Source organism: Mycobacterium sp. NPDC049093, assembly GCF_040704635.1.
Lineage (GTDB): Bacteria > Actinomycetota > Actinomycetes > Mycobacteriales > Mycobacteriaceae > Mycobacterium.
On the sequence record NZ_JBEZJS010000006.1, the window covers coordinates 386787 to 411192 of the forward strand.

A 24406-nucleotide genomic window follows, 5' to 3' on the forward strand; every position below is an offset into this window, starting at 1 on the left:
AATGGCCCACCAGGCCAACAGCAGAACTGCACGCAGCAAAATTTGTGCCGTCGACGTGGACGACAGCACAGTTGAGCCCTCTGTTCGTCCGCGCGCCGACCCAGTCACGATGAACGCAGAAGGTCGGGACGTGTGACGGCCTGCCTTTCCCGGTGGCGGGTCGCGTCGATTGCGTCCCCGAGCAGCCATACCGCCAGACCAAGTAAGGCAATGTCTTTCATCAAGAACTGCCCGTTGGCCGACAATACCGGGAATCCTCCGGCAGACGCTTCGCCCACGTCGGGAGTGGTGATCATGAAGCTGAGTGTGGTCAGAAAAAAGAGCGAGGCCAATACACCTCCGGCGATGGACGCCTTCGGGAACCACGGTTTGAGGGCAAGCAGAACCGCTGCGATCAGCTCGAAAGTACCGAGGAACCGACCGAATGCGCTTATGGAGATGAGGTCGTAGATCCAGCTCATGAGCGGACTGTTCGCCACCAGCGGTGAAATACCGTGCGACTCATAGTAAGTGAATTTCATTGCGCCGAACCACACCAGCACAATGACCAGGCCATAGCGGGCTACGAGTGCCGCGATGGCGCTCGCCCGGAACTTTCTCGCTCCATCGGCCACCATGTCGGTGACCTGATCGTGTGACATCGCCTCTCCGTTCCTATCTCACATCGCCGCCTTACTGCTCGGACAGTTACCACTATCTGCGCGCAGGAGGTGAGCCGTCTTCACCCCACGGCGGTTCTCACCCGGGTGAGAGCCGAAGGCCTGTCTCTTCACCGCATGTTCGAGACGCTGAACAGTCCGACCATGCCCACTCCGTAAAAGATGAGGGCGGCCAGCGAGTCGACGCCCAGGCGCACGATGCGGCGGCGCGGGCGGAACACCAGACCCACGGCGTAGGTCAGCGTCAACACGATTCCCAGTGCCGTGAGATAGATGTCAGTGCGCTGCGCGCCCGGCAACACGGCCTGCCCCGACAGCAGCGTTGCAGGTACGAAAAGGACTGGAAGGAAAGCGTTTCCGCCGAATATGTCGGACACAGCGAGCTGGTAGTCACCGTGTCGCACGGATCGCAGACCGGTGGACAGCTCGGGCAGCGAGGTCGCCGCGGCCAGTACGGTAGCGCCGAACAATACGCCGGACAGACCGACACGGTCAGCGATGGCATCGCCGCTGCGCTCCAACACGACGCCGGCGATGAGCGTGACCACAGCCGCGGAGACGAAGCCCACGGCTGCTCTGCCGGTACTGGTTCCCTCGGCGGAGGCTTGAATCTCGCACATCACGCTGCGGTGCCCACGGGGATGCTGCTGGCCGTCGGGAGGCTGCCCCGACCCGTGCCAGGGCAACGACTGTTCGGCCCGGTGCAACAACACCAGGCCGAGCACCCACACCAACATGATCAGCACCGGAGCGGGCGTCAGCCGCGCTGTGATCAGCGTTGCGGGCAACTGGGTGCCGATGATCGCAATCGCCAGCACCGCAACGACGAGAGCGGCCTCCAGCACCAGCACCAATGACGCCGCGCGGTAGGTCAGTGGCCTGAAGCCACGCACCCCGAAAGCGTCGAGTACCACCAACAGCACCGTCTGGATCGCGATGCCGCCGAGGATGTTCCCCACCGCCACACCGATATTGCCCGCCACCGTGGCGGCAACGACGATGGCGACCTCGGGGAGGTTGGTGGCAATCGCCAGCAGGATCAGGCCGCCGAATGCCGAGCCGAGGCCCAGCCGCGTCTTCAGTACATCGGTCTGATCCGTTAGTCGGATGCCCGCAGCCCAGATCGCCGCGCCCGCAACGATGAACATCACGGTCAGCAGCCACATCGGAGATTCGCTCACGAGACGGCTACCGTCATGGGGTTTGCGTCTCCCACAACGGAATACGCATAGATTGAGAGCCTCGCAAATCGAGCCACGCGTCAGTGGGTGTGCGCACCAACCGGGCCAGCACACAGCCACAGCCCGGGCACCGCACCACGACCCCCGGTGCGCGACCATAGACATGACACTCGGCGAATGCCGAGACGGTGGCGCAACCGGCGCACGTCAACATCGCGGAGGTGGCATCGAATCCCAGTGCTTCGGCGAAAGCACCTGCCGCGGCGTTACCGTCGACCAGCATCGGTTCTGACATCGTTCCTTCTTCCTCGTTGTCGGATCAGCCGCTCGGCCCGAACCGCTCGGTCCTGATGGTGGACGGCGAATGTCCCAACCCGATCAGCATCGATGTCACCGACTCCACGAATCCGTTGGGACCGCAGACGTAGCTGCGGAGATCGTCGTCGGGCATCCACCCGGGCACGGCGAGATCACCTACGCCGAGCCGGCCGGGTGGCCGAATGCTGTGCGACGGGGCCGCCCGGGTGTGGACCACTGTGACCCGCAGCCAGTCGCAATCACGCTCGAGCCGGGACAATTCGTCGGCGTAATAGACGTCGGCAGGTCTGCGCACCGAGTAGACAAGTCGAAACTTCGTGCTGCCCAACAGTACCCGCTGCCGCAACATCGCCATCAACGGGACGATGCCCGATCCGCCGGCGACCAACAGGATCCGCGCCTTCTCACCCGGACGCCAGACGAACCAGCCGCCGATGGGTCCGCGGATCTCGATGTTCTCGCCGGGGCGCATTCCCGCGAGATAGGGCGAAACTTCGCCGTCGGCGATCTGTTGCACGGTGAGTTCGATGTGCTCACCGTCGGCCGGCCTGCCCAGTGAATAGCTGCGTTGTGCGCTGTACCCGTCCTCTGCGGTGAGCTTCAGCTCGATGTGCTGACCGGCCGCGTGGCCACTCCAGCCCGGCACGGACAGACCGATCGTCTGCGCCAATTCCGTCTCGAATGCAGAGTCCACCACGCGGGCGATCCGCCAGGGCAACTTACGCGCCACACCGTCGGCCACGACTCAGTCCCCGGTATAGCGTTGTTCGCGCCACGGGTCACCATAGTTGTGATAGCCCAGGCCCTCCCAGAAGCCGGATGTGTCGCCGGCGCGTAACTCGATGGACCGCACCCATTTCGCGGACTTCCAAAAGTACAGGTGCGGCACCAGCAACCGAGCTGGGCCACCGTGCACGTCGGGTAGCGGCTTGCCTTGGTAGCCGTACACGATCCAGGCCCTGCCACCGAGGAGATCGGTCACCGGGAGGTTCGTGGTGTAACCACCATAGGAGCTGACGAGCGCGAACTCGGAGTCCGAGTTGACCGAAGCGAAAAGCGAATCCAGCGAAACACCTTCCCACTCGGTATCCAGTTTCGACCAGGTGGTGACGCAGTGGATGTCGACAGTGGGCCGCTCGCGGGGCAGTTCCAGCAATTCGGCCCACGTCCATACATGCTCGGCTCCGGACTCCTCTCGGATGGTGAATCGCCAGTCATCAAGGTTGATATGCGGAGTCGGTCCGGCTTGCAGGACCGGGAAGTCCGCGGTCAGATGCTGGCCTGGCGGCAACTCACGGGCCGCTTCTGTGCGGCGACCGCGGAAGCCTTTGTTGACGACAGTCATTGGTGCTCCCTCTGTCCGGTGTTTTGTCGGTTCCCCGGGATCGGCGTCCGCGCTCGTGGTGCGTGGATCGTGTCGGCCCACAGAATCGAAATGGCCCCTTTGGTTTCGAGAATGGCCAGCCGAACACCGCCGGCGTCGGGGTACCCGTGCTCGCGCAGCACCGCCTCCAGATCGGCGGCGGTCAGGCCGCAACGGCGCAGGTTGCGCCAGTTCACTTCCCCGTCACTGATCAGGACCATCAACGGCGGATCGATGATCCGACACAATGCGGGAATCAACCGCAGTCGCGCCAGGACCGCGTGGGCGCCCAGGATGCACAGCAGTGCTGTGGTCGCCTGCAGCCACGCGGTGTCGGTGGCGGTGGCGGCACGGCCCACGATGGCGCCGGCCGCGACTGCAGCGATCCAGTCGAACGGCGCGAATTCCGCCAAGGTGCGTCGTTCGGTGAAGCGGAACAGGATCGCCGCGGTCAAGAACAGAGCCGAGGTCTTGATCGCCACGTCCCCCACCCCGGCGACATCGCCGATGAGGACATCGACGATCCGGTTCATGTCGACACCGCCGATGAGCGGTACGCCGCCAGCAGTTTCCGCCAGGAGTCCGCGAACTTGGCCACACCATCTCGTTCCAAGACCGCGAAGACGTCAGCGAGATCGACTCCGACCCCGCGGACGTCGTCGAGCAGTTGCCGGGCCTGGGCGGCCGTGCCGGCGATCGAGTCACCAGAGATGACACCGTGGTCGGCGAGGGCATCCAGGGTTCGGCCCGGGATCGTGCTCACGGTGTTCGGCGCAACCAGTCCGGTGACGTACATGGTGTCGGGATAGGCGGGGTTCTTCACCCCAATGGATGCCCACAGTGGCCGCTGCCCGCGGGCACCGGCGCAGCTGAGCGCGGCGTACCGGGATCCGGCCTCGAACACCTCCTGATAGGCCACATAGGCCAGGCGCGCATTGGCGATCGCCGCTTTACCACGCAGCGCCTTGGCGGCATCGGAACCGATCGCTTCCAGCCGCCGGTCGATCTCAACATCGACGCGCGAGACGAAGAGCGATGCCACCGAATGTATTTCGGTCAGATCCCGACCGGCTCGCTGCGCGGCCTCCAGCCCATCCAGGTACGCATCCATCACCTGGCGGTGACGATCGACGGAGAATATGAGTGTCACGTTGACGGAGATACCTTCGGCCACCGCTGCGGTGATCGCAGGCATCCCGGCCGTCGTCGCGGGAATCTTGATGAACAGGTTGGGCCGGTCGACGATCCTCCACAGCTCCACTGCTTGGCTGACTGTCGCCTCGGTGTCGTGGGCCAGCCGCGGATCGACCTCGATCGACACCCGACCATCCAGACCTCGCGAGGCTTCCCACTGTGGCCGCAGGACGTCACAGGCCGCCCGTACGTCGTCGGTGATCACGGTCCGGATGGCCGATTCGGCGTCGGCGCCGCTTTCGGCCAACCGGGCCAGCTGCGGAGAATAGGCCTGGCTGTGCACGATCGCGTCGTGAAAAATCGACGGGTTGGTGGTGACGCCGACGACGCTCCTGGCATCGATCAACCGCTGCAGATCGCCCGATTGCAGGCGGTCCCGAGACAAGTCGTCCAACCAGACCGCCACCCCCGCCGCTGACAGGGCGTTCAGAACGGCGTTCTGCGTCACCGCAAGACTGCATTCGATGGATGCGCTGCTCTACCGGCGAACAGTACGATTAGCGCGACGATCGGTGGCGCGAACGCGGCGACCAGCATCTGCCGATCACTCACCGACGTGCGGTGTCCATGTCCGAGGTAGCGCTCACTCATGACGGCCCGACTCCGCAGGCGTGCGTACCCCGGCGTCAGAACCACTGTGGGACGGCAATTTCCAGTCCGGACGTAGGTAATGGCAGGTGTACCCGTTCGGGTAGTGGACCAGGTAGTCCTGGTGCTCGGGCTCGGCCTCCCAGAAATCGACGGCAGGCGTCACCTCGGTGACCACCTTGCCCGGCCACAGTCCCGAGGCGTCGACATCGGCGATGGTGTCCAGCGCGATGCGTTTCTGCTCGTCGTCGAGGTAGAAGATCGCCGACCGGTAGCTGGAACCGACATCGTTGCCCTGCCGGTTCTTTGTGGTCGGGTCATGGATCTGGAAGAAGAACTCCAGCAGCGCGCGGTAATCGGTCTGCGTCGGGTCGTAGACGATCTCGACAGCTTCCGCGTGGCCGGGATGATTGTGGTACGTCGGGTGGGCGTTGCGACCCCCCGTGTAGCCCACGCGGGTAGCGACCACGCCGGGCTGGTTGCGGATGAGGTCCTGCATGCCCCAGAAGCACCCGCCCGCGAGAATCGCGGTCTTGGTGGTCATGGCTGCACCTCGGTGGTTTCGAACAGGCTCAGGTAAAGGCCGTACCCCTCGGCCTTTAGTTGGTCACGGTGGACGAAACGCAACGCCGCGGAGTTGATGCAGTAGCGCAGACCACCTTCGGATCTGGGTCCGTCGGTGAACACGTGCCCGAGATGGCTGTCGCCATGACGTGAGCGCACTTCGGTGCGCACCACGATGTGGCGGCGGTCGGACTTCTCGACGATGTTGTCGCCGTCGAGCGGCTTGGTGAAGCTCGGCCATCCGGTACCGCTGTCGAACTTGTCGATTGAGGCGAACAACGGCTCGCCTGTCACGACGTCGACGTAGATGCCAGGTTCGTGGTTGTCGAGATACTCGCCGGTGAACGGCAATTCGGTGCCGTTCTCCTGCGTCACGTAGTACTGCTCAGGGCTCAACGCATCGATCGCGTCGGGATTCTTGTGGTATTGGTGCGTCACTGCTACTCCTCGTGATGATTTCAGATCGGGCTGTCTGATATCTAGTTGCGGCCGGCCATGATGCCGCCGTCGACGTTGAGAATCGCCCCGGTGATCCAGCTCGCCTCATCGGAGAGCAGAAACGTGATGGCGTTCGCCACGTCGGTCGGTGTGCCGACCCGGCCCAGGGGATGCATCGGCGCGAATGTCGCCAGGGTGGCGTCGATCTGGTCAGTGGGGATGAACTTTTCGTACAACGGCGTTTTCACCACGGCCGGTGCGACGGTGTTGACCCGGATTTGATGATCGGCCAGCTCGATGGCCAGATTGTGAGTCAGGGCGTGTAACCCCGCCTTCTGCATGGAGTACCCGGTCGACGGGGTCGCTCCGATGGCCTGATGAGCCCACATCGAGCCGATGTTGACGATCGATCCACCGGCACCCCCGGCGATCATGGCGGCCGTCACGGTCTGGGTGAGGAAGAACAGCGCGTAATTCAGATCGAGATAGGAATCGTAGGTCTCTGCGTCGTAGTCCAGAAACGGTTTCGGGACGAAGAATCCCGCCGCGTTGACCATCAACGTTGCGTCACCGTGGTTTTCGGTCAACACCCCTTGGACATCGGCCACCGCGGACCGGTCGGTCAAATCGGTGGCGATCCCCCACGCTTGCCCGTTGAGACTCTGCAACTCGGCCACGGTGTCGTCGACACGACGTTTCGAGCGTCCGATGACCACCGCGCTGCCACCGCGTTCGACTACATCGAGCGCGGCCTGATGTCCCATGCCGGCACTCCCGCCGACCACGATGATCTTCTTTCCTTCGAACTCTCCAGCCACAACGGAGCCCCTTTCCTGTCTTCTTCAGCTGCTGCGCGTCCAGCCTGGCCCCGCCGGGGGTTAGCTGTCGTCACCCGGCGCCACCAATCACCCGGGTGACCCTCCGGCCAGGCAGTCTGCACATTCGCAATCTCGACAGGCGGTGTCCGAGCGACCGAGCCACGAAATCGTTGCGGCTGACACCGACGGGCTGCCGGCCATCCGCTCGCTGACCGGGGCAGCGTTGCGTTCAGGGCGTGTCTCGATTACCCCCAGAGGCCGTCGCGAGATCTGGGCCTGTCGACCTGACCAACGCGTGGCCTCACCGCAGCCTGCTGTTGTGTGACCGCGATCAGATGCAATTATCAACTCCTGCTGCAGAATTCAGCGAATATCTGACCTTGGGATAATGACTGACGATGCCGATCATCGGTCTCCTCGCCGTGGCGTCCGCCTCGCTCGCTGGTGGCGATACCGTTCTTCGCACTCACCCGGGTGAATTAGCTCGACGGGTGATGGCCGCTCACCCTGCGTCGGTGAATGCTTGCTCAGCAGATGGCGAGTGGAGATGGAGGAGGGTGCCGGCCCACGCCGGACTGTCTCGCATCGTGCAGTCAGATCGGCTCGTCGTCAAGACAATCGACCCGGAAGGCAGCCGATGATGACCCTGAGAATCTCCGCCGCGGTGATCACTTTTCTGCTACTCGCGCCTGCGGCCCACGCCGACCCCGCACCGTCGAATCCGGACCGGGCCCCAGTTGTCCGCAAAGCGTTCGACGAGCCCACCACTGTGCCCGGGAAATCACTGCAGGCGGTGACCGTCAGCTATCCCCCGGGAGCGAAGAGCGCATCTCACCACCACGCGAGATCCGCGTTCATCGTCGCCTACGTGTTGTCCGGAGCGATCCGCAGCCAGGTCGACGGCGAACCCGCGCGCGTCTACCACGCCGGTGAAACGTGGCGTGAACTCCCTGGCGCGCACCACACCGTCAGTGAAAACGCCAGTGAAACCGAGCCCGCTGAATTACTCGCAGTCTTTCTGGTCGATACCGGAGACGGGCCACTGACAGCCGATGACGGCGCCAACAATTGATGCCAGGAGTCGTCCATGCGCAGGCCTGATCTGGTCCGGGTGGTACGGGTAGCACTGCGGCTGTCGCTCGCGGCGGCCTTCCTGTCCGCTGTCGCTGACCGATTCGGCTGGTGGGAGCCCGTCGGCCAGGGCAGTTGGGGCAGCATGGGTGCCTTCGAAGCTTATGTCCACCAGCTCGTTCCGTTTGCCTCTGGATGGTTTCTGACCGCGCTCGCCTGGGGCGCCACCGTCACCGAAACCACTCTTGGCGCCCTGCTTCTGACCGGCTGGCTGCCGAAATTCGTCGGCGCGGCAACTTGCTTGGTGCTGGTGATATTTGGCGTCGCGATGGCGGTATCGGTCGGTTTGGAGGCACCGCTGAGCTACAGCGTCTTCTCCGCAGCGAGCGCGGCCGCGGCCTACGCCATAGTCGACCCAGCCGCCGCACAACGATGTCGTCCAAGGCCGATCCGGCAGGCTCAGGCTGTTCTCGCCGAAGATCGCTGGAAGAGATGGTCGAGGTGACTCGTACGGAGTCCGACGTAATCGCGCTTGGCGGCGTGGGCGGCGTGGTCGCCGTGCGAAAGCTCGCGTCGGCGGGCCTTTCCGTCGCGATCGTCGCGTATCGCCTGCTGGCGGGCGAGTGCCATTACCGGGGGTGTAACCCGAGCAAGACACTGATCCGCCCGGTCGAGGTGTTCCACCTGGCGAAGTCGGTCCCCGGTGCACAAGAAGCGATATCGCGCTGGTGCGCTGGATCTTTCAGCAGTCTTCGCAAAACGCGACGTGATCATTGAGCATGTTTCTGATCATGACACGCCACGCTGTCGCGCCGCACCCGACGGACAGTCAGGCCTGGGATCCGCTGCTCGCCCAAGAAACCGAACTAGCTCATCACCTGAGAACCGAGGCGAAAAGCAACGGTTCGGCGCACCGGGAGGTCGTATCACCGTGACCATGCTTGTGGCGGGTATTCGTGCGTTCGGCAACGAGGTGGAGACGTTCGAACTGCCCGAGCCGCGACCATTGGCGCCCGATGAAGTCCTCGTCGACATGCGGAGCGCCGGTATCGGCAACTGGGACGACATCATTCGCACGGGCGAGTGGGACGTCGGGACACGCCCACCGCTGGCCCTCGGTGTGGAGGCGGCCGGTGTCATCAGTGCCGTCGGCGCCACGGACACCGGCTTCAATGTGGGCGACGAGGTGCTGTGTCACCCTGTGCCGCTTCGTGCTCAAGGCGCCTGGGCGCCGTATCTGATCGCAGCCGTCGGATCACTCGCTCACAAACCGCCCACGATTACGTGGGAGACAGCGGCGATCTTTCCGGTGCCAGCGTTGACTGCCGGGCAGGTCGTCGGCGAGGCGTTGGCTCTTCGCAGTGGAGAAACATTGCTCGTCCACGGCGCGGGTGGAGTCACCGGCGGCCTCATCGTCCAGCTAGCGGTGCTTCGGGGAGTTGATGTGCTCGCTACCGCAGGCCCGCGCAGCACCGACCGAGTCCGTGGGTATGGCGTCCGTGAAGTCATCGACTACCGCGACCCGATGTGGCCGGAACACGCGCGGGCGTTGGCGAACGGTTCCATCGGTGCCGTCGCCAACGCAGCTCCCGGCGGCGCCGAAACAGCGATGACCGCGCTGGCCGATGGCGGACGACTGGCCACCATCACCCCGAACCCACCGGCTCCCGTGCGCGGCATCAACGTGACCGCGGTCTACGTCCGTTCCGACGGCGCTCAACTCAGCCACCTGACCGCGCTGCTCGCCTCCCACCGTTTGAGAATGCCGACCCCGCGTGCCTGGGGCCTGAATCAAGCCGCGCAGGCCCTCGCGGACGTCGTCGCCGGTCACGAGCCCAACGGCGCAGTCATCAAGGCAGATAGGGAGAAATGGCAGTGACCAGCAACAGGCCCCAAGCAAGTCTCACACTGATCAAGGAGTCCCCAAAATGACCACCACCAACAGGATCTTCACCGGAGTGGGCGCCCACATCGCCTCGGGATACTCCGACGCCATTGCGGTATCCGGCAGCAACACACAGATTTTGGTCTCCGGGACACCCGGACTGCGTGACGACGGCACCATTCCCGAGGACTTCACCGACGAAGCCCGGCAGTGCTGGGCCAATGTCGAAAAGGCGCTCGCCGAGGCCGGCGCCAAGCTGACCGACATCGTCTACATGCGCCAATGGCTCACCACCCGCGACAATGTCTCCGCCTATATGGCGGTGAGCAAAGAGGTCGTCTGCCACCAACCCGCCGCGATGCTGGCCATCATCGACGGATTGGTGTGGCCCAGTATCCGCGTGGAAGTCGAAGCCATCGCCGTCCTGCCGGCATGAGCGATTACCCCATCGTGGATCTGTCCACCGATGCGCTGCTTACCACCACTCGCTCGGTACGCCGGCGTCTCGACCTGACCAGACCCGTTCCCCTCGGCCTGATCCGGGAATGCCTGGAGATCGCGGTGCAGGCACCGACATCGTCCAACCTGCAGAACTGGAGTTTCATCGTGGTCACCGAGACCGAACAGCGCCGGGCGATCGCCGATGTCTACCGCCGCACATGGGACTGGATCGTCACATCCCCTTATGCGGTCGCCGATCGGTTCAACGACGACCCCGTGCGTAATCGCGAGCAGCGCAAGGTGTCCGACAGTGCGGCGTACCTTGCCGAGCACATCGGCGAGGTCCCGGTCTTGATGATCCCGTGCGTCGAGGTCATCGACGGTGACGGCACGTTGACGAGCGCGAACGCCAACCAGTATTGGAGTTCCATCATGCCCGCTACGTGGAGCTACATGCTCGCGGCGCGGTCCCGGGGTTTGGGAACCACGTGGACCGGGGCGACGATTCTGGCCGACGAGGAGATGCGGGCAATCCTCGGCCTGCCCGACAACGTCTACCACGCCACGATGATCCCGACGGCCTATTACACCGGCACGACATTTCGCCCTGCCAAACGGATTCCGCTCGACCGCGTGGTGCATTGTGACCGATGGTGAGCGGAGACTGCAGTGAGGTTGCGCAGCGCCCCACCGACCAGCCGGGCGATGGTGGTCGCGGTGACCGTGTCCATGGTGGCGTTCCTCGACTCCACCGTGATCAATCTCGCGGTGGCCGCCGTCGAACATGACCTCGGAGGAGGTCTGACGTTGCAGCAGTGGATCATCGACGGCTATCTGTTGACGATGGCGGTCGCGATTCTGCCCGGCGGTTCCATATCGGATCTGTTCGGCCGGGTGCGAGTGATGCGCTTTGGGCTGTTGGCGTTCGGAGCAGGTTCGGTGCTGGCCGCTATTGCCCCCTCGGCGGCCATATTGATTGCCGGACGGCTGATCCAGGGCCTCGGTGCGGCATTCCTTGTGCCGGGCTCGCTGGCGCTGATCAATACGGTCTTCGACAAGACACGCCAGTCCGCGGCCATCGGGGTCTGGACCGCGTGGACGGGTACTGCCTTCGCGTTGGGTCCCCTGCTGGGCGGGTTATGCGTCGACCTTCTCGGCTGGCGTTGGATCTTCGTATTGTCAGCGATTCCCATGGTGGCCGGGTATGCGTTGACGTTCTGGCTGTGCCCGTTGTCGGGACGGCTCGAAGGCGCACGTGTCGATACCGTCGGAGTGGGCCTGTCAGTCCTGGGGCTGACCGCCACCGTGTATGCGTTGATCGAATCGCAACGGTATGGCTGGACCGACCCAATCGTCTTCACCCCAGCAGTGCTTGGTGTTTGCGCCCTCGTGGGGTTCGTGAGCTGGCAGCAGCACAGCAGCAGTCCGATGCTTCCGTTGACGCTGCTCACGTCCCGCAACTTCGCTGCCGCCAACCTCGTCACCGCGTTCGTCTATAGCGCTTTGGCACTGGCAACGCTGGCCATTGCCCTCTATGTACAAGAGATCGGTGGCTACTCAGCCACCGCCACCGGCCTGGCCACGCTGCCCATTCCGGTGATGTCGTTCGCGTTCGCCCGCCGAGTCGGCGTGATCGCCGCACGGGTGGGGCCACGAGTGTTCTTGACCATGGGCCCTGCCTTGGCAGGTGTCGGGCTGCTGATGATCCGACCGAAAGATCATGGATTCCACGTGATCACCGACCTGCTGCCCGGCATGACGGTACTTGCGCTCGGGCTTGTCGCCACTGTCACGCCGCTGACGTCGGCGGCGCTGGCCGCGGTGCCGGCCGAGCGCAGCGGCCTGGCGTCGGCGATGAACAACGCCGTCTCCCGCCTGGCTGCGCTGGTAGCTGTCGGCTCGATGGGACTGATCAACGTAGGCGCGACCGCCGGCGGATTCGCCGACGTGTTGGCGGTCGCCGCCGCCCTGTTCGTCGTGGCCGCGTTGTGCGCCGCGCTGTTCATCTCCAACGCCTCCGCCAGGTGCGAACCGGTGCTCTGTGACATCGCGGCGTTGTGCCGCGACCGACCCGGTGTGCAACCCGCCCTGGCCAGCAGGCCCGCAACCACGGCCGATCGGGCACCGCCGCAGTGATATCGCCGAAGTTCACAACTCTCTTTTGTCGGGCGTGAGGTTCGCATCGATCCAGTCGGCATATCGAGTCGCGAAGATGATGGCGTTCTCGTCGGGTGCGAGAGTGCGGTCGTCGATCACCGCGCCAAAGTACGGCGCCTTGGCATCGGTGACGACTCGCCGTTGGTCACCAATGGCCGCAAGGCTGGTGCGGACGAAGTCGTCCATTCCCATCGCCTCTGGTCCGGCGATCTCGGTGGCGTCGTTGATAGGACGTCCGAACGCCACATGGGCAACGGCGGTCGCGACATCATCCGCAGCGATGGGGCGGAACGACGCGTGCGGCAGCCTGACAACATCCCCCTCTGTTGCCGAATCTGCCAAGCCGACCGCGAATTCGTAGAACGGCGTCGCGCGGACGATCGAAAAGGGTTGGCCCGAATTCATGATCAGGTTTTCCTGAGCGGCCTTCGCCGTGTTGTAGCCACTATCGGGCATGTTGTGGCCGCCGACAACCGACAGCGCGACATGATGTGCGACTCCGGCTTCCCGTTCAGCGGCCAGCAGATTGGTGGTCGTGGTTGTGAAGAACCGCATCACTGCCTCGTCGTCGAACGACGGTGAATCAGCAACGTCCACCACGACATCCACGCCGGAGACAGCGGCGGCGAGGCCCGCTCCGGTGACCGCATCCACTCCGGAGCGGCGTGAGGCGGCGACCACGTCGTGCCCCTGTTGACCAAGCTTGGCGGCCACCTTCGAACCGATGAGCCCGCGACCGCCGATAACCACGATCTTCATGCCAGAAACCTTTCGACAGTTGATGGTTGAGCGGGAGATGTACGCCGGTCAGTCATAGAGCGTCCATCGTTCGCCTGCGATGAGGTCGTCGGCGGCCACGATGTGTACGGCCGATTCCTCGGCCGATGCCGCGCCACCGTCGATCCCGACGTCGTAGGCGCGGTAATCGGCGGTGGCATCCGTTGGGTCGATGTCGAAGGCGAGGAGCCGGCCGGCCCGGAGGCCGCCGACCTGATCGTCGATGGGCTCGCCGTCGCTGTCGGCACTGTCACCGATACCGTCACCATCCCACCGGTCGGTGACGTCTGGCAGCTCACGGGCCAGCCTTCGCGCCAAACTCTCGTGGGTACGCGCCTCCCGCTCCGTGATTCCCCAGGCTCCCAGTTCTTGCGGACTTTCCGGTGGTGAATAACCTTCGTCCAGATCGATACCGGTCTGTTCCGAATCCAGGCTTTCCTCAGGTTCGAGCAGATGACTTGCGATGTCATCGAATTCAGAAATCCCCATCAGTGCGGTCCCCGTTCCTATGCGGTTAGGCGCGCCTCGCTCCTAATTGCTGTGAGCCTGCCGCACTCGAGGGTGAGCTGTCATCGCCCCTGCGTCTTTCACCCCGGGTGAGCGGCGACCTGGCACGGACGGTTGACGGAGCATCGGGGTCACACCGACACCACGACCTGCAGGACGTCGGACTCGCCCAGAAGCGTTCTCCCACATGTCGGGCATCGAGCGACACGATTGAACAGTCGCCGCAGCCCGGTCGGCTCCATCTCTGCCACGACGCATTGCGCGGTGTACTCCAGCGCGTCCCGATGCTCGGCGCAGACGAAACCGCAGGCATTGCCGTGGGCATCGCAGTCGAAACGTTTGCAGTGGCCGACCATGTGGAATTCCACGTAAGCCACCGCCGTCCTAGCGCAGCGAAACCCGTTGTCCAGGAACCCCAGCTCGCATCGCGTTGCAATGTCGCCGTGACCGATGACGTCGCGAAGTATGGCCGCACGGCTCGTCGGTTCGGCTAGGATCGAAAGCCGCTCCGGCTCGGCCGATCTGGGTTGGATGTCTGAATGCATGTCCTATCTCTTCCCGGCCTCGACTTCGTTGGCGCCGGCTGTCATCACCGACCGATGGCCGCTGCTTCAGTTTTCCGGGGGTCGGGCCAGCGGTCATCACCCTCAGCGCCTGTTCACCCGGGTGATCACTGTGGTGTCGGTCAGAGCAGGCCGAGTTCGCGGGCTCGGGCGACCGCCGAGTCGCGGCTGTCCACGCCGAGTTTGCGGTACAGCGCGCGCTGGTGGGTCTTCACCGTGTTGAGCGAGACGTAGAGCCGTTCACCGATCTCCCGGCGTGACAGCCGGGTCGCCAGCAGACGAAGGACCTCGAGTTCCTTCGAGGTGAGCTCCTCGACAACGGCGCACCTCTCACTCCGCCTGGTCACGGCTACGCCGCTGCCGCGCCCCGTCGTCGTGAGCATGGTTTGCGCGGTGCCGGCGTTCGCACAACTGCGCAGCAACGCGTCGGCCTCGCTTCTGCTTGCCGCCGCAGTGTCGTAATCACCGAGGTCTCCCAGGATCTTGGCTCTGACCGACAGCGCCTTGGCGATCTCGAGAATTCCCGCACCCTTGCGAGCCAACTCGACGGCCAGCTGGACCGCGTCCGCGGCGGAAGCCTGATCCCCACGGACATCGAGGACGACAGCAACCGCCAGCGCTACCGCTGCATCGATGAGGTGTTCGGAGCTGGTCGGCTTGTTGCCGACTCCGGTGGCCCGCCGAATCTGATGCTCGGCGTCGGTGAGCTGACCGGATTCGGCGGCGATCAGCGCAAGATATCCGAGTGCATAGGTGCGATGACGCCGATCGCCGATCTTCTCAGTCAACTGCACGGCGTCCTGGAGGGCTGTGCGGGCGTCGTCGAGTCGGTCGGAGTAGTACAGAGCGGCTCCCTGGGTAACACGCGCAGCCGAGCGGGCCTGCAGTGCCGCACCGAAGTCGAGGGTGTTGGCGTGACGAGCCGCATCGAGGGCCGCCGCGACGTCACCCGTCTTGAACGCGTGCACCTCCTGCAAGGCGACGAGTTGTGCGCTGATGCCGCCAGGCAGGACGGCATCGTCCGCGGACCCGGCTTCGACCGCCTCGATCCACAGGCGCGCCTCATCGAATTGGCCGACATTCAACGCGATCCAGGCCCGGATGATGCACAGTCGTGGATCGGCTGCCACTGTCTCCTCAGGCAGAAGATCAAGCCAGCCCGAGACGGTGGACAGCCCACCCCCATTGAACTCGTTGACCCAATCGGCGACGATGAGATCGGCGCCCTTGTCAAGGTCTCCTGCAGCGACCAGATGGCGCACCGCCTCATCGACGAGACCCTCGCCCTCAAACCAGGCAGCGGCCCGTCGGTGCAGCCCCGCGACCAGTTCCGGCTCACTGCGGTACAACTCCGCACGCAGCAACTCACCGAACAAATGGTGATACCGATACCACCGCCGCGACATGTCCAACGGCACCATGAACAGGTTTTCGCGCTCAATCTTCTCCAACACCAATGCCGAGCCCGCACTCTGCAGCACCGCGTCACACAGCGCACCGCTGAAACGTCGCAAAATCGAGGAACGCAGAAGAAAGCTGCGTATCTGCGGCGATTGACGGTCGAGCACCTCAGCCATCAAATAGTCGACGACATGGCGGTTATCGCCGGCGAACGTCCTGATGAAAGCCCCGACCTCAGAACGACCCGCAAGCGAAAGAGCAGCCAAGTAGAGCCCGGCAGCCCACCCCTCGGTACGTTGGTGCAGGAGTCGGACATCCCCCTCGGCCAAGTCCAACCCGAGCGCATCATTGAGCAGACAGCCCGCCTCGGCAACCTCGAAACGCAAATCATCACTACGCATCTCGACAAGCTCACCACTGGCACGCAGCCGAGCCAACGGCAACATCGGATCAGACCTCGTAGCCACCACCACATGAAGATTCGCCGGCATCCGGTCGATGACGAAAGCCATCTGCTCGTGCACCGCTCGATTCACCACCATGTGGTAGTCGTCAAGAATCAGCACAATCGGACGCGCGATCGCATCCAGATCGTTCAGCAGGATCGGAAGAACAACCTGAACAGGATCGGCCCCCATCGACAGCAGTTCAACAGCTCGAGCACCCACCCCCGGGCTGATCTTCTGCAGCGCCGCAATGGCATACATCCAGAACCACACCGGGTCATTGTCAGAAGCATCCAGTGACAACCACCCGAACCGCTGCTCCTTGTCCGCTCCCAGAGCCCACTGCGCCAACAACGTCGTCTTACCCCACCCCACCGGAGCACTGAGCAAGATCAACTTCGAGCGAGAGCCCACCGACAACGCATCCAACAGCGCACTCCGATGAACGAGTTCACCGGCAACGGCCGGCACATGCAATTTGGTCGCGAGCAGAACTGCACGCTCCCGCTCGCTGCGTTCATCTGAGGCGACCATGTCCGAACTCCGCGAATCAGTTGAATCGAGCGTCCCGGCTCGAACGCTCGGCCTTGACGCGCACTTCGTCCGCGCACGCGTCTCGGTTTCACAGTTGTTTTCCGCGGGGAGCCCCAGGGTCCTTATCTGCGGCGATCGCGGTGATCCCATTGAAACAGATGCGTTCTCCGCGGTTGCGACCAGTTCGCGCCGGCGCTGCGCACTCGGCATGATCATGGCAGGCGTGACACCAAGATGTACCCAGTGACGCCCGTCAGCACGGGGATCATCATCAGCATTCCAATTACCGTGTCAATCATGATTTCTCAATCTCTCTGTGCCAGCTGCAAATTGATGTCTAGAAATGACCTCCTCGACTTCGTCTCCGGCGTACTTCGGTGCCCGCGGACCTGGCCGCCGACGAACACCACCGGCACCAACATCCACTTTCACCACACTGTGGCCCGGGGTCCGATGACTACATTGGCAGCGCGGGAACCTCGTCACCATCGCCCGGAGGGTGATTTATAGCCCGCGGTCGGCGTATACGTAGTCGCTTGGTTTGATCGCGGCGGAGCGTTCAGTCCGAGCGGCGTATGAATTGCGCGAGTTGAGCCCGAGAGGTGATGCCAAGCTTGGCAAACGCGTTGCGAACATGCGTCTTGACCGTGTGTGGAGACAGATGCAGTCGTTGCGCGACGTCTCGGTTGGTCGCGCCTTGGGCGATGAGATGGACGACCGCAAGCTCAGAACCTGTCAGGCTGTCCCAGCCCGTCCTGGCCCGTTGGTGCGTGACCAGGCGCCGTTCCACACCCAATCGGCGCATAGCACGGCCGACGCGGCGGGCGTCGGCCGTCGCCCCGCACGCGCTATAGATGTCGAACGCCGCATTGAGCTGGTCGATCGCCTCGCCCTCGCGGTGGGTGCAACTCAGCTCTCTGCCGGCATCCTCGGCAGCGCTGGCGTAAAGAAGCGGTCGCGAAGAGACGCGAAGCACCTCCGCCACGTCCACCAATGCCTCGGCGTCGTGTTCCAGGATCCCGCGGGCATACCCGGCCACCGACGCCAGCAGCGGCACCGCAGGCTGCTCACGCTCAAGCACCTCGGCTGCCTGCAACACCCGCGCCCGCAGACCGGCGTCACCGGCGACAGACGCCACCCGCGCCCCCAAGATCAGCCGAACCAGCGCATGGGGGAAGAACGGTGTCGCCAGTAGGACGACGTCACCGAGCCAGTGCATCGCGTCATGAACATCATCGCGCTGCCACGCCGCCCGCGCGAGCACATACGCCGATCCCCGACGTATCCCGGCGGAACCGGTGGAATGGGCATCGCGCGCATCATTGACCATCTGTTGCAGCAAGTTCCGGTCATCGGTGTGCGCCGCCACCTCGGCGAGAATCACAGTGCGGAGTACGTCATGCTCGGTTGCCCCCGTCTGCTGTGGGCGCGGAAGATGCTCGGTCGCGTCGCGCGCGGCCGACAGCCGTCCGGCAGCGAGGTGGACCAGCCCACTGAAGACGGCCCACATGGCGAGGGTCATCGCGTTGCCTTCCCGGCCGGCCTGCTCGATGCCGTCGGCGACCCGGGCCGTGGCGTCGTCCACCCTGCCGACCACTGCGAGCAGGTTTGCGTTGTACATTCCGCCATAGGCATGCGCCAACGCCGTTTCGTTCGTGTGCGCCAGTGGGCGAAGCTCGTCGAAACGGCGTAGTGCGCGCGACGTCTCCCCCTCACCTGCATCGAGCAAAGCGTGGGTGACTTCGGCCATGATCCGGGCCTCTAGATCGCCGGTGACCACCGCGGCCGCGGCAGCTTCGTCGGCAGCTGCGCGCCGTTGCCCACCTTCGTCGAACACCAGGTTGTACGCCAGCCACGCCAGATGCCGGGCACGAGTGACCTCGCTGATGCCGCTCAACTTGAGCGCCCGCCGATTCTCCGCCACCCGCTGTTGGTCGGTGTGCTTGGTGTGTGCCGGGAGCCTGAGCCTGATCTCGGCCTCCACTTCGGGCGATCCCGCCTCCGCGAGCGCCACTCCGGCCAATTCCTCGGCCTCGCCATGACGACCGGCCCGGTTGAGCCACCCGACCGTTTCCGCGACCAGGGACCCATAGTCGGCGTCGTCCGTGGGCAACAGTTGCAACGCACGCGCGCTCAAGTCCGCGGCCGCGCTCGCGTCGCCACGGCCAACCGCCTGCGCGGCTTGACCCAGAGCCTCGATAGCTTCCCGGTCCCCTGATTCGGCGCTGCGCGCCAATTGAGTGGCGACCTCGGCCGGCGCCGCACCCATCCCCAGCATGACCGACGCGGATTGGCGCTCCATCGCTCGCCGCAACGACTGCGGCAAGGACTGCCTGGTGGCCTCCCGCAGCAGGTCGTGCCGAAACCTCAACCGCTCACCGTCGTCGATGAAGAGGTCCGCGCGCACCGCCTCCTCCAGCGCGGACAGCAACGACGTCGGTGATCGTTCCAGCATCGCCGCCAACAGGCCCGCCGAGAACCGGTCGGGCAGCACTGCTGCCACCCGGACGACCTCTGAGGCACCCTCGGAGAGCAGGTCGAGCCGCTGATGCATGGTCGCGCCCAGGCGCCGCGGCAACGCGTGTCCGGTAGCCGCCGCGCACCCATCGGTAAACTCGAGCCGACCCTCCTCGCCGAGACCAGCAACCAATTCACTGACCAAGAACGGATTGCCGTGTGCCTTGGCGGCCAGGCTCAGCAGCGATGCGTCCGCCCTCGCCCGCACAGCGTCTTGGACCATGTCGGCGACCGCGTCCGGCTTCATCGCCGTCAATCGCAGAAACGTGGCATTCGTGCGTTGCAGCCCCGACAACGTCTCGTGTACCGCCTGCCCGCCCGCCCCGGTGCGGGCGGTGAACACCCACAACACCGCGACATCGGTCGCAGCGGTCAGCGACCGCAGCGCCAGCAATGTGCCATTGTCTGCCCAGTGAATGTCCTCCAAAACAATCACGAGAGGGGTCTCGGCAGCGGCCGCATGAATCGCGTTGTACAGATCGTGCACAACCCAGTAGCGCAGGTCCGCCGAGCCGCCAAGTTCGCGCAGCGCCTCAACATCTCCGATCGGGGGTTCCGCGCGCAATGTCGCCATGAAGAGCGAGAAGAATGGCACCGTTTGCTGATACTCGAACGCCTCACCGAACAATGCCCGAGTACCTGCCGTCTCGGCGACCGCCAACACCTCGGTCAGCAAGCGGCTCTTCCCGATCCCTGGGGGCCCCTCGATGACCAGTACGCCCCCGTGCCCCGCAGCGACGGCGGTGATCAGCTCACGGACCACCTTCAGCTCATCCGCCCGCCCTCGAATCGGCGGCGTTACCAGCCGCTCGCCGCCGAGGTCAGAAAAGCCGGTTGAAGGCCCCACCGGGTGTCCTGTCTCCAGTTTTACTGGACTGCTGCCACTGCAGTTCAGGACAGTGTAAACCGATCGTGACGTTCACTCCGGCATACGCTGCCTGCCGCCCTCACATGAGACAGCTTGTCGGCAACAGCAGTTGGGGTTCGGCTCAGCCGTATCGTCCGGTCACGGCGTCTGGGGATCGCCGCAACCCGGTTCGGGCAGGTCCAAGTCCGCCTTCCACAGTCGATAGACCTGCAGCGACAGCCCGTAATATTTGGTGGTCTCGCCGACCCATTCCATTCCCACGCGCCGTGCGGTGGCCACCGCACGGCGATTGCCCGGCCGCATCACCGCGAAAACCTCACTGAGACCGGCATTCTCGAAGGCCTGGTGCGCGACGGCGTGACCGGCCTCCGCGCCGTACCCGTGGCCCCAATTCGCGGGGGCCACCTGCCATCCGATCTCCAGGTCGTTGTGTCCGGGCGGCAACGGCAGCAGAGCCACTCCCCCGATCACCTCTCCGGATTCCTTGTCGGTGATCGCCCAGCGCCCCAGTGGTAATCCCGCAGCGTCACTCTCGGCCATCCAGGAGCCCAGCGTGTGTCGCATGTCGCGGCGGTCGCCCGCACCGGGCAATGTCGGGCACAGCCAGCGGGCCACCTCCGGTGCGCCGTAGATCGCGCACGCCGCACCGTCGTCGTCGAGACGCCATGGCCGCAGCTCCAGCCGGTGAGTCTCGATGCGCTTTGTCTCGGGGTCCAGTTCGACGTGGCGATGCTCAACCATGCGGGCCACCTAGTTGCGGCCGGCCATGATGCCGCCGTCCACGTTGAGAATCGCGCCGGTGATCCAGTCGGCGCGGTCGGACAGCAGATAGGTGACGGCGTTGGCAACGTCGGCGGCGGTACCGACACGTCCAAGAGGGTGAAGAGGCGCGAAAGTGTCGAGCCTGGCGTCGATCTCGTCTTTGGGAACCCACCGTTCCAGGGCCGGGGTCTTCACGGCGGCCGGCGCCACTGCGTTCACGCGGATCTTGTGCCCAGCCAGCTCGATGGCCAGGTTGTGGGTGAGCGCGTGCAGCCCGGCTTTTTGCATGGAGTGCCCAGACGAGGGAGTTATGCCGATGGCCTGATGTGCCCACATACTGCCGATGTTGACGATGGAGCCACCGTCTCCGCGCGCGACCATGCCCGCAACGACGGTCTGGGTGAGGAAGAACAAGGCATAGTTGAGCTCCATGTACGCGTCGTAGTGTTGGGCGTCGTACTCGTGAAACGGTTTTGGGATGAAGAAACCGGCCGCGTTGACCAGTAGTGTCGCGTCGCTGTGTTGCGCGAAAAGCGTGCGCCGCACCTCATCGACCGCGGCACGGTCGGTCAACTCTGCGCCGATGGCCCAGGCCTCGCCACCCCGACTTGTCAGCTCAGTGACGGTATCGAGGACACGGGCTTCCGAGCGTCCGATGATCACCGCCCTGCCGCCGTGGTCGACGACATCGACTGCCACCTGTCGCCCTATGCCGGCACTACCGCCGACAACAATGACCTTCTTGGCCTCGAAATGCATGTTCGCCAGTCTTTCCATCGTTCTCGTTTAGGCCCTGCGCTTTGTGGTATTGAGACTGCGACCACGACGGGTGGGCTGTCATCACCCCAGCCACCCGGTCACCCGGGTGATTGACGCGACACGTGCTGCAGCTGAAAATCCAGTAACGCCGCAGGCGTCTGAGGGTCGAGGCAGACGGATTCGAATTCACACGTCATCACTGAAGTGGTGCCGGTGTGCGGGTTACGCGCGGTCAATTCGACCACCAGCCCCAATTGCGTCGGCTCGGTCAGGTCACGTCCCGACACGTGCACGACGGGCAGATTGGAGAGCGCGTCGAGCCGCATGGGCACCACGCGCATCGAATGGATGCGTGTGTCTGCGTGGTTGCCGATCGATGTCATTCGATGCTGCCGATATCGGCGAGCAACAGGTCGGTCGACAATGCCTGGCCGGTCAGGGTGATCGAGATCGAACCGTCCGTTTGAGGTCGGCCAGTCGTGGCCACAGCTGTTGCCCCGGCCAGGACCAGTTCGTTGGTGGCCTCGCGCCAATGGTCTCGGCGCTCGGCTTCGAAGTTGTTACCTGCCGTTGCGCCGACACCGGTGTGCGTGGCACCCAGCGCTCTCCGCCCGCGAAGCTCTGCTTCGCTGACCCGTTCGAGCATCGGGCGCCCAGGCGCGCACAGAATTGTGAGAACGAAGCTACACGGGATGTCAGTTCGGTGATTTGCGTCCTGATAGTGGATCAGGTCACCGCCCGGCGCCCAGAACGCATCTCCCGCGCGGAGGACTCGTGGAGCTTCGCCCTCAAGCTCGAACACCATCTCGCCGGCAATCATGTATCCGAATGCCGGACCGCCCGGAAGGCGATGTGGCGGGTACCCAGGCGCGCCCGGCGGATGGTTGACGAGAACTGTCGTTACCTGGGCGTCGTCAGGTATCACGGGTGACCGTACCTGTTGCACCACGGTGAATGTCGAGGATCCGGAGTCATCCCCCGCTTGGAACATCGTTGTCTCTCTTGGGGTTGTCGTCAGTCTTCTGCGACGCGCAGAATCGTCTTGCCAGGGATGCGCTCGCCGGGGGCGAACGCGGCAGCAGCCTCGGCCAACGGCAACACGGCGCCCACCACAGGCTTGAGTCGCCCATCCCGCACCCGTGCAGCCAGATCGACCAGCCGAGCGCGATCAGGCTCGACAAGAAGATAGAGCGCCCGACCATCCGCCGGCTGAGCCTTCGGCGGCTCGGCGATGGTGACCAATGTTCCCCCGGCCCGCACCAACGCAATCGACCGAGTCAGAACATCTCCCCCGATTACGTCGAAGACCACATCGACCTCCCCCGCATCCTCCAACCGTTCGGCCTCCAGATCCAAGAAGACATGAGCACCCAACGCCAACGCCCGATCTCGATCCGCAGCCCGTCCGGTGCCGATCACCCGCGCACCCACCTCGCGCGCAAGCTGGACCGCGATCGACCCAACCCCGCCCGCAGCGCCATGAATCAACACGGTCTGGCCGGCCGCGAGCCGACCATGGTCGAACAGACCCTGCCAGGCACTCAACCCAGAGATGGGCAAGGCCGCGGCCACCGTGTGATCAATATCGACAGGCAACGGCGCAAGATTACGGGTCTCCACCGCGACGTACTCCGCCAACGAACCGTTACGGGCCCAGTCGGTCAACCCGAACACCCGCTGACCGACAGTCAAACCGGTGGTCCCAGTCCCCAACTCAACCACCACACCCGACACCTCATGACCCGGAACACTCGGTGTGCGATCACGACCCGCCCGATCAGTCCACGTATCCGGCCAGTCAAGCTCGCCACGTGTGAAACCGGCGGCATGGACCCGCACCACTACATCGTTCTCCGACACCACGGGATAAGGCAGCTCCGACAACGAGAGACCGGCCACGCCCGCGTCACGATCCGAAACGGTAATAGCTTGCATCACAAACCTTTCTGAACCTAGTTGTGGATTCCGACAACTCGTCTTTATCTATTTGCGGTCTTCCTCTTCATGACGCGCTCGTCATTTCGGTGAATCTCCATGAGCGGCGTCGTCGATCGGCTCGTCGGCTCCGGGAGGTAGCAGCTGTACGCTGACGAGCTCAAGACCTAGATCGCGGACGCGATCGAGCAATCCGTAAAGCTGCGACTGGTCACGTATTTCACCGACGAACACTGATTCCGTCGTACCTGGCTCAAGGCGCATCCCTTCCAGTACAGACCCGAGCCGCTCGGTCAGGCGTCCGCGAATGCAGATCTGGTACATCGTCGGGTGCATGTGCCCTCCGCTCGCCATCTGCTGAGCCAGCATTCAACGGCGGAGGGTGAGGCGTCATCACCCGGCGGGCCAATTCACCCGGGTGAAGAATCAATCTTGCCCAGTTGCCGAATATCATTGTGGCTCTTCAGGATCACCCGTCCAGAAAGCTTTCGACAACGCACCGCGGCCTTGTAGCATGGTGCCGGCTCGTGTTTCTCGCGCGGGATGGTTGCCGCCAGGCAGGTGCAGACCCGTGGCCCCCGGTGTGCACCGATACCAGCATTCAGAGGTCTATGCGGTCGCGATAGGCCCACTTCCACAACAGCGGATATCAACGAAAAG

28 protein-coding genes are annotated in these 24406 nt (G+C 64.2%); 7 read left to right on the forward strand and 21 right to left on the reverse strand.

Going from position 1 to position 24406, the window contains the following annotated elements:
- Positions 1–104: 104 nt before the first annotated feature.
- From AB0876_RS25065 to AB0876_RS25110, 10 genes are all read right to left on the reverse strand, one after another.
- Positions 105–641, reverse strand: a complete 537-nt coding sequence (locus tag AB0876_RS25065) for a YkgB family protein (RefSeq protein ID WP_526043208.1) — start codon at positions 639–641, stop codon at positions 105–107.
- A gap of 128 nt (positions 642–769) precedes the next feature.
- A complete protein-coding gene (locus AB0876_RS25070) occupies positions 770–1840 on the reverse strand; it encodes a sodium:calcium antiporter (protein ID WP_526043209.1) in 1071 nt (356 codons plus the stop codon).
- 13 nt (positions 1841–1853) lie between these two features.
- On the reverse strand, positions 1854–2135 hold the full coding sequence (locus AB0876_RS25075) for a DUF6510 family protein (RefSeq protein WP_526043210.1): 282 nt from the start codon (positions 2133–2135) through the stop codon (positions 1854–1856).
- Positions 2136–2159: 24 nt separating this feature from the next.
- Positions 2160–2900 (reverse strand): ferredoxin reductase, encoded by a 741-nt coding sequence (locus AB0876_RS25080; protein WP_526043211.1) that lies wholly within the window; start codon positions 2898–2900, stop codon positions 2160–2162.
- Positions 2901–2903: 3 nt separating this feature from the next.
- Positions 2904–3503 carry a molybdopterin-dependent oxidoreductase gene (locus AB0876_RS25085; protein ID WP_526043212.1) on the reverse strand — a complete coding sequence of 200 codons (600 nt, stop codon included), beginning with the start codon at positions 3501–3503 and terminating at the stop codon, positions 2904–2906.
- Positions 3500–4054, reverse strand: a complete 555-nt coding sequence (locus AB0876_RS25090; RefSeq protein ID WP_526043213.1) for a DUF421 domain-containing protein — start codon at positions 4052–4054, stop codon at positions 3500–3502. Before AB0876_RS25090 ends, AB0876_RS25085 begins: the two co-directional genes overlap by 4 nt.
- Entirely contained in the window at positions 4051–5163 is a 1113-nt protein-coding gene (tal, locus tag AB0876_RS25095; protein WP_526043214.1) for a transaldolase, read from the reverse strand. The genes AB0876_RS25090 and tal overlap by 4 nt, the downstream gene beginning before the upstream one ends.
- A gap of 135 nt (positions 5164–5298) precedes the next feature.
- A complete protein-coding gene (gene msrA / locus AB0876_RS25100) occupies positions 5299–5847 on the reverse strand; it encodes a peptide-methionine (S)-S-oxide reductase MsrA (RefSeq protein WP_526043215.1) in 549 nt (182 codons plus the stop codon).
- The gene (gene msrB / locus AB0876_RS25105) at positions 5844–6305 is read right to left on the reverse strand and encodes a peptide-methionine (R)-S-oxide reductase MsrB (RefSeq protein ID WP_526043216.1); all 462 of its coding nucleotides are present in this window, start codon (positions 6303–6305) and stop codon (positions 5844–5846) included. Before msrB ends, msrA begins: the two co-directional genes overlap by 4 nt.
- Before the next feature lie 41 nt (positions 6306–6346).
- Positions 6347–7123, reverse strand: coding sequence for an SDR family NAD(P)-dependent oxidoreductase (locus tag AB0876_RS25110; protein WP_526043217.1), 777 nt, complete (start codon positions 7121–7123; stop codon positions 6347–6349).
- A gap of 640 nt (positions 7124–7763) precedes the next feature.
- Between AB0876_RS25110 and AB0876_RS25115 the strand changes: the two genes are divergently transcribed.
- The 7 genes from AB0876_RS25115 to AB0876_RS25145 all read left to right on the forward strand — a co-directional run bounded on the left by AB0876_RS25115 (position 7764) and on the right by AB0876_RS25145 (position 12656).
- A complete protein-coding gene (locus tag AB0876_RS25115; RefSeq protein ID WP_526043218.1) occupies positions 7764–8195 on the forward strand; it encodes a cupin domain-containing protein in 432 nt (143 codons plus the stop codon).
- Positions 8196–8210: 15 nt separating this feature from the next.
- Positions 8211–8699, forward strand: a complete 489-nt coding sequence (locus AB0876_RS25120; RefSeq protein WP_526043219.1) for a hypothetical protein — start codon at positions 8211–8213, stop codon at positions 8697–8699.
- The gene (locus AB0876_RS25125) at positions 8687–8971 is read left to right on the forward strand and encodes an FAD-dependent oxidoreductase (RefSeq protein ID WP_526043220.1); all 285 of its coding nucleotides are present in this window, start codon (positions 8687–8689) and stop codon (positions 8969–8971) included. Before AB0876_RS25120 ends, AB0876_RS25125 begins: the two co-directional genes overlap by 13 nt.
- 160 nt (positions 8972–9131) lie before the next feature.
- Positions 9132–10073 (forward strand): NADP-dependent oxidoreductase, encoded by a 942-nt coding sequence (locus AB0876_RS25130; RefSeq protein ID WP_526043285.1) that lies wholly within the window; start codon positions 9132–9134, stop codon positions 10071–10073.
- A 49-nt stretch (positions 10074–10122) separates the two neighbouring features.
- The gene (locus AB0876_RS25135) at positions 10123–10515 is read left to right on the forward strand and encodes a Rid family hydrolase (RefSeq protein ID WP_526043221.1); all 393 of its coding nucleotides are present in this window, start codon (positions 10123–10125) and stop codon (positions 10513–10515) included.
- On the forward strand, positions 10512–11177 hold the full coding sequence (locus AB0876_RS25140) for a nitroreductase family protein (protein WP_526043222.1): 666 nt from the start codon (positions 10512–10514) through the stop codon (positions 11175–11177). The genes AB0876_RS25135 and AB0876_RS25140 overlap by 4 nt, the downstream gene beginning before the upstream one ends.
- A gap of 12 nt (positions 11178–11189) precedes the next feature.
- The gene (locus AB0876_RS25145; RefSeq protein ID WP_526043223.1) at positions 11190–12656 is read left to right on the forward strand and encodes an MFS transporter; all 1467 of its coding nucleotides are present in this window, start codon (positions 11190–11192) and stop codon (positions 12654–12656) included.
- Between the two features lie 12 nt (positions 12657–12668).
- Here the strand turns inward: AB0876_RS25145 and AB0876_RS25150 are convergent, their stop codons facing one another.
- The 11 genes from AB0876_RS25150 to AB0876_RS25200 all read right to left on the reverse strand — a co-directional run bounded on the left by AB0876_RS25150 (position 12669) and on the right by AB0876_RS25200 (position 24115).
- On the reverse strand, positions 12669–13436 hold the full coding sequence (locus tag AB0876_RS25150) for an SDR family oxidoreductase (RefSeq protein ID WP_526043224.1): 768 nt from the start codon (positions 13434–13436) through the stop codon (positions 12669–12671).
- Between the two features lie 48 nt (positions 13437–13484).
- Positions 13485–13943, reverse strand: coding sequence for a DUF5709 domain-containing protein (locus AB0876_RS25155; protein WP_526043225.1), 459 nt, complete (start codon positions 13941–13943; stop codon positions 13485–13487).
- Positions 13944–14092: 149 nt separating this feature from the next.
- Entirely contained in the window at positions 14093–14338 is a 246-nt protein-coding gene (locus AB0876_RS25160; RefSeq protein WP_526043226.1) for a hypothetical protein, read from the reverse strand.
- 308 nt (positions 14339–14646) lie between these two features.
- Positions 14647–16905, reverse strand: a complete 2259-nt coding sequence (locus tag AB0876_RS25165) for a winged helix-turn-helix domain-containing protein (RefSeq protein WP_526043227.1) — start codon at positions 16903–16905, stop codon at positions 14647–14649.
- A 559-nt stretch (positions 16906–17464) separates the two neighbouring features.
- Positions 17465–20269: a helix-turn-helix transcriptional regulator gene (locus AB0876_RS25170; RefSeq protein ID WP_526043228.1), complete on the reverse strand. Its 2805-nt coding sequence runs from the start codon at positions 20267–20269 to the stop codon at positions 17465–17467.
- 159 nt (positions 20270–20428) lie between these two features.
- On the reverse strand, positions 20429–21031 hold the full coding sequence (locus AB0876_RS25175) for a GNAT family N-acetyltransferase (RefSeq protein ID WP_526043229.1): 603 nt from the start codon (positions 21029–21031) through the stop codon (positions 20429–20431).
- 9 nt (positions 21032–21040) lie between these two features.
- Positions 21041–21811: an SDR family NAD(P)-dependent oxidoreductase gene (locus tag AB0876_RS25180; protein ID WP_526043286.1), complete on the reverse strand. Its 771-nt coding sequence runs from the start codon at positions 21809–21811 to the stop codon at positions 21041–21043.
- A gap of 98 nt (positions 21812–21909) precedes the next feature.
- Positions 21910–22194 (reverse strand): hypothetical protein, encoded by a 285-nt coding sequence (locus tag AB0876_RS25185; RefSeq protein ID WP_526043230.1) that lies wholly within the window; start codon positions 22192–22194, stop codon positions 21910–21912.
- Positions 22191–22802 carry a cupin domain-containing protein gene (locus AB0876_RS25190; protein WP_526043231.1) on the reverse strand — a complete coding sequence of 204 codons (612 nt, stop codon included), beginning with the start codon at positions 22800–22802 and terminating at the stop codon, positions 22191–22193. The genes AB0876_RS25185 and AB0876_RS25190 overlap by 4 nt, the downstream gene beginning before the upstream one ends.
- Positions 22803–22825: 23 nt before the next feature.
- On the reverse strand, positions 22826–23746 hold the full coding sequence (locus AB0876_RS25195) for an NADP-dependent oxidoreductase (RefSeq protein ID WP_526043232.1): 921 nt from the start codon (positions 23744–23746) through the stop codon (positions 22826–22828).
- An 81-nt stretch (positions 23747–23827) separates the two neighbouring features.
- Positions 23828–24115, reverse strand: coding sequence for a DUF8691 family protein (locus tag AB0876_RS25200; protein ID WP_526043233.1), 288 nt, complete (start codon positions 24113–24115; stop codon positions 23828–23830).
- Positions 24116–24406: the final 291 nt, after the last annotated feature.

Excerpts from the sequence above, each read along its gene's own strand:
- AB0876_RS25085 (WP_526043212.1), bottom strand. The coding sequence starts at position 3,503 with ATGACTGTCGTCAACAAAGGCTTCCGCGGTCGCCGCACAGAAGCGGCC.
- AB0876_RS25065 (WP_526043208.1), bottom strand. The coding sequence starts at position 641 with ATGTCACACGATCAGGTCACCGACATGGTGGCCGATGGAGCGAGAAAG.
- AB0876_RS25200 (WP_526043233.1), bottom strand. The coding sequence starts at position 24,115 with ATGCTGGCTCAGCAGATGGCGAGCGGAGGGCACATGCACCCGACGATG.
- AB0876_RS25075 (WP_526043210.1), bottom strand. The coding sequence starts at position 2,135 with ATGTCAGAACCGATGCTGGTCGACGGTAACGCCGCGGCAGGTGCTTTC.
- AB0876_RS25195 (WP_526043232.1), bottom strand. The coding sequence starts at position 23,746 with ATGCAAGCTATTACCGTTTCGGATCGTGACGCGGGCGTGGCCGGTCTC.
- AB0876_RS25175 (WP_526043229.1), bottom strand. The coding sequence starts at position 21,031 with ATGGTTGAGCATCGCCACGTCGAACTGGACCCCGAGACAAAGCGCATC.
- AB0876_RS25150 (WP_526043224.1), bottom strand. The coding sequence starts at position 13,436 with ATGAAGATCGTGGTTATCGGCGGTCGCGGGCTCATCGGTTCGAAGGTG.
- AB0876_RS25135 (WP_526043221.1), top strand. The coding sequence starts at position 10,123 with ATGACCACCACCAACAGGATCTTCACCGGAGTGGGCGCCCACATCGCC.
- AB0876_RS25090 (WP_526043213.1), bottom strand. The coding sequence starts at position 4,054 with ATGAACCGGATCGTCGATGTCCTCATCGGCGATGTCGCCGGGGTGGGG.
- AB0876_RS25130 (WP_526043285.1), top strand. The coding sequence starts at position 9,132 with ATGCTTGTGGCGGGTATTCGTGCGTTCGGCAACGAGGTGGAGACGTTC.
- msrA (WP_526043215.1), bottom strand. The coding sequence starts at position 5,847 with ATGACCACCAAGACCGCGATTCTCGCGGGCGGGTGCTTCTGGGGCATG.
- AB0876_RS25190 (WP_526043231.1), bottom strand. The coding sequence starts at position 22,802 with ATGTTCCAAGCGGGGGATGACTCCGGATCCTCGACATTCACCGTGGTG.
- AB0876_RS25115 (WP_526043218.1), top strand. The coding sequence starts at position 7,764 with ATGACCCTGAGAATCTCCGCCGCGGTGATCACTTTTCTGCTACTCGCG.
- AB0876_RS25165 (WP_526043227.1), bottom strand. The coding sequence starts at position 16,905 with ATGGTCGCCTCAGATGAACGCAGCGAGCGGGAGCGTGCAGTTCTGCTC.
- AB0876_RS25185 (WP_526043230.1), bottom strand. The coding sequence starts at position 22,194 with ATGACATCGATCGGCAACCACGCAGACACACGCATCCATTCGATGCGC.
- AB0876_RS25125 (WP_526043220.1), top strand. The coding sequence starts at position 8,687 with ATGGTCGAGGTGACTCGTACGGAGTCCGACGTAATCGCGCTTGGCGGC.
- AB0876_RS25120 (WP_526043219.1), top strand. The coding sequence starts at position 8,211 with ATGCGCAGGCCTGATCTGGTCCGGGTGGTACGGGTAGCACTGCGGCTG.
- AB0876_RS25180 (WP_526043286.1), bottom strand. The coding sequence starts at position 21,811 with ATGCATTTCGAGGCCAAGAAGGTCATTGTTGTCGGCGGTAGTGCCGGC.
- AB0876_RS25140 (WP_526043222.1), top strand. The coding sequence starts at position 10,512 with ATGAGCGATTACCCCATCGTGGATCTGTCCACCGATGCGCTGCTTACC.
- AB0876_RS25155 (WP_526043225.1), bottom strand. The coding sequence starts at position 13,943 with ATGGGGATTTCTGAATTCGATGACATCGCAAGTCATCTGCTCGAACCT.